Here is a 15,529-nt window from a genome sequence, read left to right as displayed (position 1 = left end):
AACAAAAGATGCGCTGTCCTTACTGCCAATATGAGGATACACAGGTTAAAGATTCACGTCCAGCAGAAGAGGGGGCAGTGATTCGCCGCCGTCGTGTGTGTTCCGTTTGTGGTGGTCGTTTTACAACTTTTGAACGTGTTCAGTTGCGTGAGCTCTTGGTTGCTAAAAAAAGTGGGCGATGTGAACCATTCGATCGTGATAAGTTAATGCGATCAGTTGATGTGGCTGTACGTAAGCGCAATATTGATCCTGATCATATTGAACGAGCAATTTCTGGCATTGTGCGCCAGCTTGAAAGTTTCGGAGAACCAGAGATTGCTTCAGAAAAAATTGGACATCTTGTGATGGAAGCATTGAAAAGAATTGATGATATTGCTTATATTCGTTTTGCTTCTGTGTATCGAGACTTTCGTAATGCAAGCGATTTTCACAATGTTATAGATGAATTGTCAAAGGGTATCGCGGATACAGAATCTTGTTTTGATGAATAAAAAAGTGCAAGATGAACGGTTTATGGCTGCAGCTATTCGTTTAGCAGAACGTCATGTCGGTCTTACAGGTGAGAATCCTTCCGTTGGTACGTTAATTGTGCGAAACGATAATAGTGCGGGGGCATTTATTGTTGGATATGGCGTAACAGCTATTCATGGGAGCCCTCATGCGGAAGTGCAAGCTTTACATATGGCTGGTTCTTTGGCTCAAGGAGCGACTGCTTATGTTACTTTAGAACCTTGTGCGCATTATGGAAAAACTTCGCCGTGTGTGAATGCACTTATTGATTCAGGTATTTCACGGGTTGTTGTTGCGCTGACTGATTGTGACAAGCGTGTTGATGGCCATGGTATTGCTCTTTTGCGAGCGGCGGGTATTGAAGTGGTTGAGGGCATTTTAGCTGAAGAGGCTTTTGAATCTTTATGGACGCATTGGTGCATAAGAAAGATACAACGCTGTGCGGTCACTTTTAAAATGGCAATTTCTGCCGATAATGGTGTTGGAAAAAGAGAAAAGGGCAGCGTAAAAATTAGTGGAATACTTTCTCATGCCCATACGCATATTCTACGTGCTCAAAATAATGCTATACTCGTTGGTATTGGTACTATATTAGCAGATGATCCACAACTCAATTGCCGCTTGCCAGGGATGGAGATGCGCTCACCAATTCGTATTATTTTGGATGTAGATTTATCTATCCCCCTTGATGCAAAAGTTGTCCAAACAGCCATGAAAATTCCTACATGGGTTATTTGTAATGGGGATCTTTCAAAGAAAAGCAAAAAAAATGCATTGGAGCAATATGGTGTGTCTGTTTATTCGGTAGAGATGAACAATGGTTGTGTAGAACCCTTTGCTCTTTTACAGATGCTTTATAAACATGGGATTAATAGTGTTTTATTGGAAGGGGGCGTAAAGACAGGGGAAAAGTTTTTGAATGCTGGTTGTGTTGATCATTTGATATGTTTTCATACTCCCATGGTGTTAGGAAAAAATCGTATTGAAGCCCCTCATTTTGGAAATTATCTCTCGCAGTTTCATGAGATTGAGACAAGAATGTTTGGAAATGACCGTTTTTATAAATGGAGACGTAAGACATTATGTTCACAGGAATTATAACGGATGTTGGTTGTATTGAAGATATTCAACCTTTAAAGCAGGGGATGCGTTTAAAGATTTCTACACGCTATGCTATAGAAAGCTTAACAATAGGCGCGTCAATTGCTTGTTCAGGAATTTGTCTGACAATTGTAGAGCGAGGATTAAAACAAGACGATTCCAATTGGTTTGTTGTCGAGGCGTGGGAAGAAACATTACGTTTAACGAATCTTGCACAATGGACAAAAGGAACCTTTGTTAATTTGGAACGTTCGCTTCGATTGGGTGATGAAATGGGAGGACATTTGGTTTCTGGTCATATTGATGGTTTGGCTGAAATTATTGATCAAAAAAATGAAGGGGATGCAATTCGTTTTTATTTAAAAGTTGCAAGACAATTTATGCCTTTCATTGTCAATAAGGGATCTATTGCACTTAATGGGACATCTTTGACTGTTAATGGTGTTGAGGATTGTGTTTTTGATGTTCTTATTATTCGCCATACGCTCGAAATGACAACGTGGGGACAAGCTGGAATTGGAGATCGGGTCAATTTGGAAATTGATCAACTTGCTCGTTATGCTGTGAAGATTTTTGCTTTAAAAAGAGAAGATGAATAAGCCAAAACTCTATTGATCGTTTTCAGAACTTTATGCTTTATAACCTTGATTTTTTTGATTCGTTTTTTGTGGAATTCCATTATGGTGAAAGAGATACGTAAAGAGCCTCACGTATTGATTGTTGAAGCACGTTTTTATGAGGGGATTTCTGATGCGCTTTTGAGAGGTGCAGTGAATACTTTGCAAAAAGCTGAAGCAAGTTATGATGTTGTAACGGTTCCTGGAGCATTAGAAATACCAAGTGCAATAGCTTTTGCTGAACAAAATAAGATATCTTATGATGGCTATGTTGCTCTTGGTTGTGTTATTCGGGGGGAAACATATCACTTTGAAATTGTTGCTAATGATTCTTGTCGTGCATTGATGGATTTAACTGTTCATCAGCACTTGGCTATTGGAAATGGTATTTTGACTGTTGAAAACGAAGAACAAGCATGGGTGCGTGCAAAACTAGATGACAAAAATAAAGGTGGTTTTGCGGCTGAAGCTGCTTTATGTATGATCGCTCTAAAAAAGAGATTTGGAGATAATCGTTAAATATGGCTGATATAAAAAGCAGACATTTTCCGCGTTCAGCCAATAAACGTGGAGCAGCAAGACTTGCTGCAGTTCAAGCCCTCTATCAAATGGATATCGTGGGTTTGGGGGTGATGGAAACGGCAGCTGAGTATGAAGCTTATCGTTTGGGAAAAGATATCGATGGAGACCAGTATCTTGAAGCTGATTTTCAATGGTTTTTGGCTATTATAACGGGTGTTGTAAAAGATCAAAAGCAGCTTGATCCTCTACTTCATCAACAGCTTTCTGCAGAGTGGTCTCTTTCACGTCTTGATTCTATATTGCGAGCAATTTTACGAGCAGGTTTATGGGAGTTGATCAACCGTAAAGATGTTCCTGTTGCGGTTGTCATGAATGAATATGTTGATATAGCGAAGGCGTTTTTTGAAGGTGATGAGCCAAAACTTGTTAATGCAGTTCTCGACAGTATGGCAAAAAAAGTCCGCCTCTAAGAGCTACAAATCCCCCTATTATTAGGTCTGATAATATCAGACCTAATAATATTGAGACGGTATGTAGACTATATAATTTAGTTATGGGGTGGCAAATTCGCAGGGCCTTTTATAATTTGAATTAAGAAAGGATGTTCTTTTGTTACAGTTGGTGTTGTTTGTGTAATGAAATCAAATACTTGACCGTCTTGTAATCCGTAATTAGCAACTTTTGAAACCTGATTATTTTTATTGAAGTAAACGGCTAAAACTTTGCGATCAATGATCTTTGTTTTCATAAACTGCATCCCACGATAGCGTGTCTGTGAGATGTAATAAAAAACTTCATTATCATATTTTGTTTTTAATGAAGGAGTTCCTAAAGTTAAAAGAACTTGCTCTTGACTTGAGCCAATAGCAATAGAACTTAGAGCATTTTTATCAAGAACATAGCCCTCTCTATAAATTTGGCTCGAACCTGAAGAATCGAGAAGACTACACCCCGCAAGCATTCCTATGCTTGCTATTGATAGACCAATCAATAATTTACGTCTGATTAAGGCTATTATGTGAGGCATTTGAAACAATGATATCTCCTTTTTATACTGAGATGTAGGACAAGAAGGCAACCTCAAGTTTTTTCTAATTTTAGCTTAATCTACCGTAGCTTACACTGAGTTTCCCTGTTATAAAGCAAATTATGCCATATAGAATTTCTTTAGAAAAGAAAAAAATGCATGAATACTTGAGATAAATAAAAACACAGTGTTTTATGCGTTTTTATGTTTGGGAGTTGTCAATGAATGTTCAAAATGTTCCTCAAATGACATTTGCTTTGGCTTATCCAATATCCGTACGTTCTCTACCTGCTAAAGGTATAAGGGTTCAATTTTGTGCAAACAAAAAAGAATGTACACATTTAGCTCAGAACCATGATTTAATTGAAGTAAAATCTTGTGAGGGAAATTTCCATATTTTCCCGTGGAAAAAACGCGGAGTGCGTATAAAAGGTCTGTTGCAAGCGCGTATACTACAGTTATGTGTTGTTACATTAGAACCATTAGAAAATATCCTTTGTGAAAATATTGAGGTTGTTTTTGTTCCTGAAGATTCAAATTTGATGAAGCCAAAAATATCAGAGGATACAGGAGAATTGTTTTTAGATGTGGAGGGGCTTGATACTCCTGAAGTGTTTTATGGTGATAAAATTGATATTGGTGCAATCATGGAAGAGTTTTTTGAGTTGTCTATTAATCATTATCCACGTAAAGAGGGGATAAAGATGGATATGGTTGAAAATTTAGAAGAAGCAGAACAAAAATTCTCGCCATTTTTTGTTTTGAAAAATTGGAAGTGATTGTAAAAACATAAAAAATATCTATTGTATGCTAAACGGTATTTTCTGCGGAGCGATTTTTGCAAGATTTGCTTTGTGAGTGTTCAGGAGCCAAAAATCATAATATATGTTTAAAGATGTAAATGAAAAGATGTGGGATATGCAAGCGTGATTAGAATTTCTGTGGATGTTATGGGCGGTGATTACGGTCCAGAAGCAGTTATTGCAGGAGCAGCAATTGTACAAAAATATTTATCAAATATTTATTTTCTGTTTTATGGAATAGAGGAGGCTGTTCGTCCGGTTTTAAAAAAATACCCTTGTTTGGATTCTGTATCGCGCTTTTGCCCTACAGAAAGTTATACACGTATGGATGAAAAGCCAAGCCAAGCACTTCGTAATGGACGTGGTAAATCATCAATGTGGTACGCCATTGAAGCGGTAAAAAATGGTGAAGCTGATGCTTGCATTTCTGCTGGTAATACGGGTGCACTCATGGCCATGTCTTATTTTTGTTTGAAAATGCTAGCAGAGGCTGAACGTCCAGGTATTGCGGGTATCTGGCCAACACTTCGCAGTGAGAGTATCGTTTTGGATATTGGGGCAACAATTGGTGCCTCTGCTAGTCAGTTGGTTGATTTGGCGGTTATGGGAGCGGGTATGTTTCGCGCTTTATATCACACTGAAAGACCAAGTGTTGGGCTTTTAAATGTGGGGGTGGAAGAGGTTAAAGGACTTTATGAAATAAAAAAAGCAGGAATGATATTGCGTGAAGTACAATTAGAAGGATTGGAATATAAAGGATTTGTTGAGGGCAATGACATTGGAAAAGGAACAGTCGATGTTGTTGTAACAGAGGGGTTTTCTGGTAATATTGCTTTAAAAACCGCAGAAGGAACCGCGCGACAGATAGGAGAGATTTTAAACTCTGCACTGCGCAGTTCTTTTTTAACATCTCTTGGGTATTTTTTATCGCGGGGTGCTTTTCGTACGCTGAAACACAAAATGGATCCCGAGAGGGTGAATGGAGGAGTGCTTTTGGGGTTGAATGGTGTTGTGATCAAAAGCCATGGGAGTGCTAATGCTAACGGTTTTGCTTCTGCTATCCGCGTTGGTTATGAGATGGTTAATAATGGACTTTTGAAAAAAATAACAGCTGATTTGCGACGGTTTCATGAGAATAAAGAAACACTTTTTGATCAAGAAGGTGAAGAGACAGTGAATGGAGAGTCCTTATGATAAGCTCTTATAATAGAAATGAAAAATTTGAAGAAAAGGTAAGAGCTGAATGATTCGGTCAATTATACGTGGTGTAGGAAGTGCTTTGCCGAAGAGAAGTTTATCAAATGATGAGATTGCAAAGTTTGTTGAAACGTCAGATTCATGGATTGTTCAGCGTACAGGAATACGCCAACGTTATATTGCCAGTGAAAATGAAACAACTGTTTCTTTAGGAGTTGAGGCTGCGCAAGCAGCACTTACAAATGCTGGTTTAACAATAAAAGACATTGATTGTATTATTTTAGCAACGTCCACCCCGAATCGTACTTTTCCTGCTTCTGCTGTTGAAATTCAGCGTGCTTTGGGAATGAGCCATGGATTTGCTTTTGATATTCAAGCTGTTTGCTCTGGTTTTATTTTTGCTTTAACGACAGGAGATTCTTATTTACGGTGTGGAGCGGCTAAAAGAATTTTAGTTATTGGATCCGATACATTTTCTCGAATTTTAGATTGGGAAGATCGTACGACATGTGTTTTGTTTGGTGATGGTGCGGGTGCTGCTATTTTGGAAGCACAAGAAATTGAGGGGGGGATTGCTTTTGAGCGTGGTATATTGTCTGCGAAATTGCGCTCTAATGGTGCTTATATAGATAAGCTATATGTTGATGGTGGACCTTCAACAACACAAACGACAGGTTATTTGCGTATGGAAGGACGAGAAGTTTTTAAATATGCTGTTGGTATGATAACGGATGTGGTTGATGATTGTTTTGCAGCTGCAGGTATGGATTCTTCACAACTAGATTGGTTTATACCTCATCAGGCTAATAAGCGCATTATTGAAGCATCTGCTAAAAAACTGGGAATTTCACTAGATAAAGTTGTGATTACCGTTGATCAACATGGTAATACGTCTGCGGCATCAGTTCCGTTGGCTTTAACAACAGCTGTTTGTGATGGAAAAATAAAAGAAGGAGATCTGATCATGTTAGAGGCCATGGGAGGTGGATTTACATGGGGAGCAATTCTTATTCGTTGGTAAATTATGGCTACTTGACCATATTTCAAGAAAACGTATAAGTCATTTTGTAATTTTTAATATTTTAATAGGTGGTTATAATGACAAGTAAGACAGTAACGCGTGCAGATTTAGCGAGCGTAGTTTGTAAAAGAGTGGGCTTGTCACATACTGAATCAGCAGCTTTAGTCGAATTGGTTTTGGATGAGATTTGCAACTCACTTGTAAGAGGTGAAGCGGTTAAATTATCCTCTTTTGCAACTTTTCAGGTTCGCAGTAAAAATGAACGTGTTGGACGCAATCCAAAAACAGGTGTTGAAGCATCTATTCCGCCGCGACGTGTTGTGACGTTTAAGGCTGCCAATGTCCTTAAACAGAGAATTTTAGATTCGCATCGTGCAAGACAGAAAAAATGATATTTCATAAATGAATGTCATGGTATGTTTGGTATTTGTTAAAAAAATGATAGAATAAAAGCCTTTGGTTTTTAGAAAAAGACAGTTGCGTAAGTCGTCAATGATGGTCTTATTTTTGACTAATCTTGTTGAGAAATTGAGAGAGAATGAGTCATTGTAAAGTAATTTATTTTGTTTTAAATAAGGTGTTGCAAAATGGATAAAAGCTCTGATGCTTTTCGCACAATTAGCGAAGTAGCCGAGTTATTGGAGCTTCCGCAGCATGTTTTAAGATTCTGGGAAACACGTTTTAGGCAGATTAAACCAATGAAACGTGGGGGAGGAAGACGCTATTATCGTCCGGTCGATGTTGATTTGCTCAATGGTATTAAGCAGTTATTATATGATCAGGGTTATACGATAAAAGGTGTGCAACGTCTTTTGAAAGAAAATGGTGTTGCTTTTGTGACTGCATTGGGTAATGGTGATCTTGATGCTATGAATGTGGTCATAGAGAAGAAACATGCAGGACAAACTTCTGAAAATGCTAGCAATAAGCTTAAGAAATCTTCTTTTGGGCTTTTGAGTTTCATGAGGAATGAGGGAGAAACATCTGTCGGTTCTGTGAATCTTTATAAAGATAAAACTGATAAAGCATTGTTGCAAGAAATCTTATTTGAACTCATTGAATGTAAGCGTGTCCTTGATAGGGCACGATAACAATAATATTTTGTGTTTTATATGTGTTGCTTTTTTAGCAAAACATGTGTTTTGAAATTGTTTTACAAATCAATATCTTGCGTCTAGCGTAGCAATGTGTTTCGTAGATATTTAGACGTTTTATGGGTGTGCCCAGAGTTTTATACGTTCAACGAGTAGTAATGTATCATATGTGTATATTTAACGCGTTTTTTATAAGAGTTTTTAATTTGGTAAAATATGAAGAGGGGAAAGAATAGACGCTGAGTTTTGCCATTTTTCTCTGATTTGACTTTATAAAAGTTAAGGCAATATCTCATCAGTGTAGATTGCGAGATATAGAATGTTATTAGTTTACCAATTTATGTGCTTGTTTTAAAGAGATGTTTCTTAAGGCTCCTTAAGCTTATTTTATCATGATTCCTCGTGAATCATATAATGCTAAACCCGTTAAGTACCGCTATTTTTACACTTATGAAAGAGCAAGTCGGCATCATCATTATAGTTTAGCTTGCCCTCAATGATTGCAACAATCTTAGCACTTGAGGCGGTTTATTGTGAGCATTTTAAAGTCCTTTCTCAATAATTTTTATCCACACACTCATTCCGCTTATTTCGTGCAAGCGAATGATTTTGATAGATTCAACATAAACATATTTAAAATGAAAGAATTCTATGATATTTTAAACCTTATTTAATATGAATAACGATATATTATCATTATAAATCAATATCTTGTCTTTTCTATAAGGGCTTATCTTACGAATAAGACATATCATTGTTCAGCTAATTTTACATATTTTTTATTAATAAATATGATCTTGTTTTCAGTCTTCTTGCTTGATGTTGCTATAATTATCGTAATGATCTATCCATGATAATAGCGCTATCTTTTCATTATAAAGGTAAAAGATTAATGTTATTATTAATATTCAATTATCTATGATTTTTTCATTTAAATAGCTCATAGCTTACATTTAACTTTTTCACCAATCCATCTTGTAGAGAGTGATCACGTGATTCTTTCCGGTGATAGGTAATTGTGCATGAAACAAAAACGCACTATAATATCAAATTATTTCATTTTGTACAAAAATTGAAGATTTATAGTAAAAAATTAACGTATTACCATCTTCTGTAATGTTATGCATTTATTACACGCTGCAAATCCGGAGGTGTTGCTTCATTTGAGAGTTGCTTAAGCACATCTTCTACAGATAAAAGGGTTTTATTTGTACTTCCTAAGCGACGCATATTTACGCTGTTTGTTTCAGCTTCACGTTTACCACATACCAAAATTATGGGGACTTTTTGTAAAGAATGTTCTCGTATTTTATAGTTAATTTTTTCATTGCGGAGATCTATTGTTGCGGAAAGCCCCATAGCTCTAAGTTTTGCCGTTATTTTTTGGGCATATTCATTTGCTTCGGACGTAATTGTTGCAACAACAACTTGTTCAGGAGCAAGCCAAAGTGGCATATGTCCAGCAAAATTTTCGATTAATATACCAAGAAAACGCTCCATTGATCCAAAGATAGCACGGTGGATCATAACAGGTTGACGTTTTTCTGAATCTTTATCAATATAGAATGCACCAAAACGTTCGGGGAGATTAAAGTCTATTTGTGTTGTTCCACATTGCCATTCACGACCGATAGCATCCTTTAATGTATATTCAAATTTTGGACCATAAAATGCTCCTTCACCTGGAAGGATGCTTGTTTTGATTTGTCCTGCAAATTTTGTTTCAATCGTTTTAAGGACAGATTCCATGATACTTTCTGCATGATCCCATAATGCATCAGAGCCAACTCGTTTTTCTGGACGTGTTGAAAGCTTAAGACTAATTTCTTTAAAACCAAAGTCAGCATAAGTTGATAAAATAAGATCATTAATACTGAGACATTCATCGGCTAATTGTTCATCAGTACAAAAAATATGCGCATCGTCTTGCGTAAAACCACGCACACGCATAAGACCATGTAAAGAGCCCGAAGGCTCATAACGATGAACAAGTCCAAATTCAGCAAGTCTAATAGGCAAATCACGATAAGATTTTAAACCATGTTTAAAAATTTGCACATGACCAGGGCAATTCATTGGTTTAAGGGCATAAACATTCCCATGATCTGAATCTTCTGCGGCTGGAATTACTTTGAACATATTCTCCTTATACCAGCCCCAATGGCCAGATATTTCCCAGAGTGACCTATCGAGAACTTGTGGTGCATTAACTTCAGCATATTGATGATCATCAAGGCGTCTACGCATATAGTTGATCAAATTTTGGAACATTTTCCAACCTTTTTTGTGCCAAAAAATCATTCCTGGCCCTTCTTCTTGAAAATGAAATAAGTCCATTTCACGTCCCAAGCGGCGATGATCACGTTTTTCAGCTTCTTCTAGCATATGGAGATAGGCTTTTAAGTCATTTTCATTTGCAAATGCTGTTCCATAAATTCTTGTGAGCATAGGATTATTGGCATCGCCACGCCAATAAGCTCCTGCGACTTTCATTAATTTGAAAGCATTTCCAATTTGCCCTGTAGATTGCATGTGCGGTCCGCGGCAAAGATCAAACCATTTTCCTTGATAATAAATTTTTAAATCTTGATTTTCAGGAATGCTATCAATAAGTTCAACTTTATAAAATTCCTTTTTCTCAGAAAAAATTTTTCTGGCTTTTTCACGAGACCAAATTTCTTTTCTAAAAGGCTTATTGCGTTGGATAATTTCACGCATTTTCTTTTCAATGACGGTGAGATCATCTAATGTAAAAGGTTGTTGGCGTGCAAAATCATAATAGAATCCATTTTCAATGACAGGACCTATTGTTACTTGCGTTTCAGGAAAGAGTTCTTGCACTGCTTCAGCAAGGACATGGGCGCAATCATGCCTTATGAGCTCAAGAGCGCGTGAATCTTCTCGGGTAATAATCTCTACTTGACCAGATTGTTCCAATGGATCCGATAAGTCTCGCGTGATACCATCAAGACTATAGGCGACTGCTTTTTTTGCGAGTGATTTAGAAATGGATTCTGCTAATTCCAAACCAGTCATTTCGGGGGGGTAATTACGTTTTGAACCATCAGGAAAAGAAAGAGAAACAGAGCAAGACATAAAAACACCCTTTTAATCCAATTCCGCTAACGATTGCGGATGGTTTCGTGAAAATTGAGTAAAAAGCTTATAGACTGATTTTTTATCAATACATACGAAAAAAGAAAAGGATTATTTGTTGTGTTTGTCAGAAATTTTCCAGTAACGCCAAGGTTTATAAAAACAGCAAGAATTTCCAAGCGAAATAGGTACTGGATCAAAGCCATATGTTCCAAAGGGCCCACAACGTATGATACGAAAGAGTCCCATCCATGCACCAGCCCAAAGCCCATGGCGTGCAATCGCTTCATATGTATATTCTGAACAAGTCGGGGCATGGCGACATTGATTGCCTATAAGACTTGAAAGTGTTATTTGATAGAAACGTATTAAGAAAATACCCAATAATCGTCCAGGTGTTTTTTGCCAAGTGCCTGTGTAATTTCGAGTCAATTTTTTTTGTCGAGATTGTGATTTGAACATTTATTTTTCTTCAATTTTTTGAATGCAGTCTATCGTTGCATCAAAGGGTAATAGTGTTGCTGCATGGCGCACTTTATAGTCTTTAATGGGCTGTAAGCAAGAAAAATCCTCAAATGGAGTTTGAGGAGAGGGACCATTTTGCGTTAGCATTTGATAAATAACTTCACGCAATATTTTAAGATCTTGTGTTGTTTGTCCGATGATATGAGATGCTAAAAGTGAAGCCGATGCTTGCCCTAGCACACATGCGTGTATTTCATGGGCAAAATCCGTAATAATACCATTTTCCACTTTTAAATCTACAATGATTGTCGAACCACAAAGGTGTGCATGTTTTCTTGATGTTGCATCAGGATTATTAAGACGCCCAATTTTGCTTATATGTGCAGCATATTTAAGTATTTTATCATTATAAATATTATCAATCATGCGCTATTGCCTGAAATTTTGAGAGTCGTGATTGTTTAAACTTTTAATTCGCTTATATAGAGATTATACAAAATGAAATAGGTATGGAGCAAATGCTTTGTATAGAGTAAGCTTGGAGTTTTTGAATGCGTAATGTTGTTAAAGAAGACGCGAAGGATTCTTTTTTATCTGAAGAAAAGCGTCCGAGTATTGAAGAGGTGGAAGAAGCGATTCGTACATTACTCTTATGGATAGGGGAAAATCCAAATAGAGAGGGGCTTTTAGATACTCCAAGACGTATAGCCAAGGCATATCGCGAGCTTTTTAGTGGTTATAGTCAATCGGTTAAAGAAACCTTAGGTACAGTTTTTGAAGAGGTTTCAGGATACAATGAAGCCGTGATCGTAAAAAATATACCTTTTTATTCACACTGTGAGCATCATATGATCCCAATTATTGGGAAAGCACATATAGCATATCTTCCTAATGAAAAAATTGTTGGCCTTTCAAAAATTGTACGTGTTGTAGATATTTTTTCTCGTCGTTTACAAACACAAGAAGCTATGACAGCGCAAGTGGCTCACGCGTTAAAAACGTATCTGAAGCCTCATGGTGTAGCAGTATTGATTGAGGCTGAGCACATGTGTATGGCTATGAGAGGAATCCAAAAACAGGGCTCTACAACAATTACAAAAAACTTTCATGGTTATTATGAAAAAGATCAAGCTGCACAAGCACACTTTATGATGATGATTCAAAGATCGTAGGAAGTCCATATTTTTAGTAATCTCTATTAAGTTATAAATCGTCCGGATAAAAATAAATTATGAGAAAGAGAAAATTGGCTTGTACCTTTCTTTATGATTTGTTAAAGGCTAAAAACCAAAATGTTTTTCTTCTCACGTGCGGTCGTGGCGGAATTGGTAGACGCGCAGCGTTGAGGTCGCTGTGGGGCAACCCGTGGAAGTTCGAGTCTTCTCGACCGCACCAGTTAGCAGTGAGTCTCTCTGTAATGAGATGAATTTATGTAGAGAGGGGATTTATGCGTATTATAGAAAAATCTTTTTTGTATGTTATTTGTTGATGTGTTGCTAATAATGTTTCATTTTTTATTACTTTATCTGTACATTTGAAATGTTATATTTTTATAGGGTGGGGGTGAAGTTGCAGTGAGAAGTATAATGATTTTGAGATATTTAACACTTCTTATTTGTATCTCTTTATTGTCAGCATGTAGTGATTCACGCGCTGTGCTTTGGCATGGAGTGCATGCGACTCCTTCTATGACTGCAGTAGAAAGGGAAGTTGAAGGGAAACCGGTTTCTCCAAAAGCCATCATTCCAGTATATGTTGCAACAAGTCGTATGATACAAAATAATTACGCTCAACCTTATGGTGCAGAGCGATCAAATAAAGTACATTACAATCGCGTTGACGTAGGAATTCCTCAGCAACATGTAAAGGGAGTTGTTGAAATAAATGCGTATAAACCTACGCATGATAAGTATTTTGCAGCAGTAGCATTGCAAAAATACGATAATAAAGAACAGTTTAAACAGCAATTAAATGCTGCTTTAGAAAAAAAACCAAAAGGAAAAAGAGAAATTTTTCTTTTTATCCATGGGTATAATAATAATTTTGCAGATGGTACATTTCGTACAGCACAGTTTACACACGATTATTCTTTAAATGTTGTAGCTGTGCATTATTCTTGGCCTTCTGCCGGATCTGTTCCTCTTTATATTTATGATCGTGACAGTGCTAATTTTGCCCGTGACGGATTGATAGAGCTTTTAACACTTATTAGTGAAACCAATGCTGATCAGATTTCGGTTATTGCGCATTCTATGGGCAATTTTGTTATAATGGAAGCATTTAGAACTTTAGCCTTACAGAAAAAATATAAGCCTATTCGTCGTATTACAAGTTTATTAATGGCGGCACCAGACATTGATGTTGATGTATTTGAGCGTCAACTTAATGATATAAAAAAACTCCCGCAGCCAACAGCGATTTTAGTATCCAGAGCGGATAAAGCTCTCGCGGTTTCAGGACGTCTTACGGGTGGACATCATCGTGTGGGTGATGGCTCAGATATTGAAATGTTGCGTAAAAATGGAATAGCTGTTCTTGATTTCTCTCATGTGGATGGGGGAGCACACAATGTCTTTGCATCTTCGCCAACGTTGATGGCTCTTTCTCGAGAAGGTTCTTTGGCTTCCACAATTATGCAAGGTACAGAGTTGTCACCTAGTCAAGCCCTTCTTGCTGATGGTAGTAGTGTGTTGGAGAAAACAACACATCTTATCCTTTATACACCTGTACGTTTTCTCTCTCCACGGATTCCACGTTGATAGTGAAAAGAGAGAAGGGGACATCGAATAATACATTGGAGGTAATATTTTTTAGCACTTTCTTTAGAATGGCTTTGTAAAATGGAAAATAAATAGCGGGATGAATGTAAAAAACAGTCATTAGGTGAGTTTGTGATGATTGCACGGAAACGCTATGTTAATACGCCTACAGTTGTTGATTATTTATCTCATTCCGCAATTAAGTTGTTAGATATTCATGCTATGCTTGTGAAGGTGAGAAAAGGTGATATGGGGGAAAAACCAAATTTATTGCGTCAAATTGATTCTACAAAAAAACAGTTAGATGAGATAAGCCATGCTCTTATTTTAGAATATCGTAAACGCCAAGAAAATGAGCGTTTTTTAAAACAAATTCTGCTATCCATTTCCGATCAACTTTTTGCACTTAACAATGGTTTTAAGGAAACAGGACGTCTTTTTTTTCAAGAAGTTAGAATACTTCAATCTCAGATACAATGTTTATATGAGGGAAAGGAGAGGCTGCATTTGTTGAATAACCAAGAATCTTTTTGTTCTCCATCAAAGATTGATGAAGTCATTAAACAGTTACAGAAAGCACGAGAAAAGCTTATTCTTGAAAGCCCACATCTCTTTGAAAAAAGCACAAAAGCTAAACAATAAAAGTTCTTTTAGTTGAGCAGATAGATAACTTGAATTTTACAGTAAAAAACGCTGTTAGATAGAAGGCTATAATCTTTAAAAGACTTTGGTTATATCTTTGGTAGAGTTAAGATTGATGCATTAGGTGGCTTTATTGAAGAAAATATTTGTGGAAAGAAACTTTACAAAAAACTTTCTGATTCTTTTAATAACGGCTCACCGGATAATTTTGCCAATGTTATGGAGTTGTTAGTATATTCATTAGAAACTTAAACTCTAATATTTTCCTTGGTAGGAATTGGCTGAATTTAAAGCATTAAAAAAGAAATTTTATAAAAATAATACGTTTTTTATATTCACGCCCAGCTCTACCTTCTCCTGAATTTAAAAAGGATCGGAAAATGAATAAGCTACACGTAATTAAAAAATCATATGGTGCCCCCAGAGAGCAAATCAGGCTTTAGCAACAAGATTCAAAGTATATAAAGATGTGTAAGGGCGTATTGATGTCTATAGCTTTTTATGATTCAATAAAAAAAGTAAGTATTAAAGAAAAAATCTCAAATCAGAAATTAAAGGTGGTCTAAAAGGTGGACCCAAAAAGGTGGACGAGAGGGGACGTTAAGTGAGGGCGATTCATCGGTTATCAGCATCATTCGTAAAGACGTCTCCGCAGGGTAAATATTGTGACGGGGC

General features: G+C 36.8%; 17 protein-coding genes, 1 tRNA gene and 1 pseudogene. 15 read left to right on the top strand and 4 right to left on the bottom strand.

Features of this window, described 5'->3' with window-relative positions; all coding sequences use genetic code 11:
* Nucleotides 1-8: 8 nt before the first annotated feature.
* The 5 genes from nrdR (at nucleotide 9) to nusB (ending at nucleotide 3,220) form a co-directional block, all read left to right on the top strand.
* Nucleotides 9-491 (top strand): transcriptional regulator NrdR, encoded by a 483-nt coding sequence (gene nrdR / locus ACFIKO_RS07245; protein ID WP_375620194.1) that lies wholly within the window; start codon nucleotides 9-11, stop codon nucleotides 489-491.
* Nucleotides 484-1,611, top strand: a complete 1,128-nt coding sequence (gene ribD / locus ACFIKO_RS07240; protein WP_375673605.1) for a bifunctional diaminohydroxyphosphoribosylaminopyrimidine deaminase/5-amino-6-(5-phosphoribosylamino)uracil reductase RibD — start codon at nucleotides 484-486, stop codon at nucleotides 1,609-1,611. Before nrdR ends, ribD begins: the two co-directional genes overlap by 8 nt.
* Entirely contained in the window at nucleotides 1,593-2,210 is a 618-nt protein-coding gene (locus ACFIKO_RS07235; protein ID WP_375620192.1) for a riboflavin synthase, read from the top strand. Before ribD ends, ACFIKO_RS07235 begins: the two co-directional genes overlap by 19 nt.
* Before the next feature lie 81 nt (nucleotides 2,211-2,291).
* Entirely contained in the window at nucleotides 2,292-2,747 is a 456-nt protein-coding gene (locus ACFIKO_RS07230; RefSeq protein WP_375673603.1) for a 6,7-dimethyl-8-ribityllumazine synthase, read from the top strand.
* 2 nt (nucleotides 2,748-2,749) lie between these two features.
* Nucleotides 2,750-3,220, top strand: coding sequence for a transcription antitermination factor NusB (gene nusB, locus ACFIKO_RS07225; protein ID WP_375620190.1), 471 nt, complete (start codon nucleotides 2,750-2,752; stop codon nucleotides 3,218-3,220).
* 77 nt (nucleotides 3,221-3,297) lie between these two features.
* On the opposite strand, the gene ACFIKO_RS07220 is transcribed toward nusB, so the two are convergent.
* Complete coding sequence (locus tag ACFIKO_RS07220; RefSeq protein ID WP_375673628.1) at nucleotides 3,298-3,777, bottom strand: outer membrane protein assembly factor BamE; 480 nt, start codon at nucleotides 3,775-3,777, stop codon at nucleotides 3,298-3,300.
* A 221-nt stretch (nucleotides 3,778-3,998) separates the two neighbouring features.
* Between ACFIKO_RS07220 and ACFIKO_RS07215 the strand changes: the two genes are divergently transcribed.
* The 5 genes from ACFIKO_RS07215 to ACFIKO_RS07195 all read left to right on the top strand — a co-directional run bounded on the left by ACFIKO_RS07215 (nucleotide 3,999) and on the right by ACFIKO_RS07195 (nucleotide 7,889).
* Nucleotides 3,999-4,556, top strand: coding sequence for a DUF177 domain-containing protein (locus ACFIKO_RS07215; protein ID WP_375620189.1), 558 nt, complete (start codon nucleotides 3,999-4,001; stop codon nucleotides 4,554-4,556).
* A gap of 147 nt (nucleotides 4,557-4,703) precedes the next feature.
* Entirely contained in the window at nucleotides 4,704-5,774 is a 1,071-nt protein-coding gene (plsX, locus tag ACFIKO_RS07210; protein ID WP_375620188.1) for a phosphate acyltransferase PlsX, read from the top strand.
* A 49-nt stretch (nucleotides 5,775-5,823) separates the two neighbouring features.
* A complete protein-coding gene (locus ACFIKO_RS07205) occupies nucleotides 5,824-6,798 on the top strand; it encodes a beta-ketoacyl-ACP synthase III (RefSeq protein ID WP_375620187.1) in 975 nt (324 codons plus the stop codon).
* A 77-nt stretch (nucleotides 6,799-6,875) separates the two neighbouring features.
* A complete protein-coding gene (locus tag ACFIKO_RS07200) occupies nucleotides 6,876-7,190 on the top strand; it encodes an integration host factor subunit alpha (protein WP_375673600.1) in 315 nt (104 codons plus the stop codon).
* Nucleotides 7,191-7,385: 195 nt separating this feature from the next.
* Entirely contained in the window at nucleotides 7,386-7,889 is a 504-nt protein-coding gene (locus ACFIKO_RS07195; protein ID WP_375620186.1) for a MerR family transcriptional regulator, read from the top strand.
* A 1,122-nt stretch (nucleotides 7,890-9,011) separates the two neighbouring features.
* On the opposite strand, the gene thrS is transcribed toward ACFIKO_RS07195, so the two are convergent.
* From thrS to ACFIKO_RS07180, 3 genes are all read right to left on the bottom strand, one after another.
* On the bottom strand, nucleotides 9,012-10,988 hold the full coding sequence (gene thrS / locus ACFIKO_RS07190; protein WP_375620185.1) for a threonine--tRNA ligase: 1,977 nt from the start codon (nucleotides 10,986-10,988) through the stop codon (nucleotides 9,012-9,014).
* 111 nt (nucleotides 10,989-11,099) lie between these two features.
* The gene (gene yidD, locus ACFIKO_RS07185; RefSeq protein ID WP_375620184.1) at nucleotides 11,100-11,450 is read right to left on the bottom strand and encodes a membrane protein insertion efficiency factor YidD; all 351 of its coding nucleotides are present in this window, start codon (nucleotides 11,448-11,450) and stop codon (nucleotides 11,100-11,102) included.
* Nucleotides 11,451-11,879 carry an iron-sulfur cluster assembly scaffold protein gene (locus ACFIKO_RS07180; protein ID WP_375620183.1) on the bottom strand — a complete coding sequence of 143 codons (429 nt, stop codon included), beginning with the start codon at nucleotides 11,877-11,879 and terminating at the stop codon, nucleotides 11,451-11,453.
* Nucleotides 11,880-12,004: 125 nt separating this feature from the next.
* On the opposite strand from ACFIKO_RS07180, the gene folE reads away from it, so the two are divergent.
* The 5 genes and pseudogenes from folE to ACFIKO_RS07155 form a co-directional block, all read left to right on the top strand.
* Nucleotides 12,005-12,625: a GTP cyclohydrolase I FolE gene (folE, locus tag ACFIKO_RS07175; protein WP_375620182.1), complete on the top strand. Its 621-nt coding sequence runs from the start codon at nucleotides 12,005-12,007 to the stop codon at nucleotides 12,623-12,625.
* A 138-nt stretch (nucleotides 12,626-12,763) separates the two neighbouring features.
* Nucleotides 12,764-12,848, top strand: a tRNA-Leu gene (locus ACFIKO_RS07170).
* Nucleotides 12,849-13,039: 191 nt separating this feature from the next.
* A complete protein-coding gene (locus ACFIKO_RS07165) occupies nucleotides 13,040-14,212 on the top strand; it encodes an alpha/beta hydrolase (protein WP_375673597.1) in 1,173 nt (390 codons plus the stop codon).
* A gap of 135 nt (nucleotides 14,213-14,347) precedes the next feature.
* Complete coding sequence (locus ACFIKO_RS07160) at nucleotides 14,348-14,854, top strand: hypothetical protein (protein WP_375673596.1); 507 nt, start codon at nucleotides 14,348-14,350, stop codon at nucleotides 14,852-14,854.
* 604 nt (nucleotides 14,855-15,458) lie between these two features.
* A pseudogene (locus ACFIKO_RS07155) lies at nucleotides 15,459-15,529 on the top strand (DUF4102 domain-containing protein); the annotation flags it as partial.

The organism is Bartonella sp. TS82HLJMH, assembly GCF_042193495.1.
Lineage (GTDB): Bacteria > Pseudomonadota > Alphaproteobacteria > Rhizobiales > Rhizobiaceae > Bartonella > Bartonella grahamii.
The sequence above is the reverse complement of the archived record's forward strand: the minus strand, read 5'-3'. Positions and strand labels throughout refer to the sequence as shown.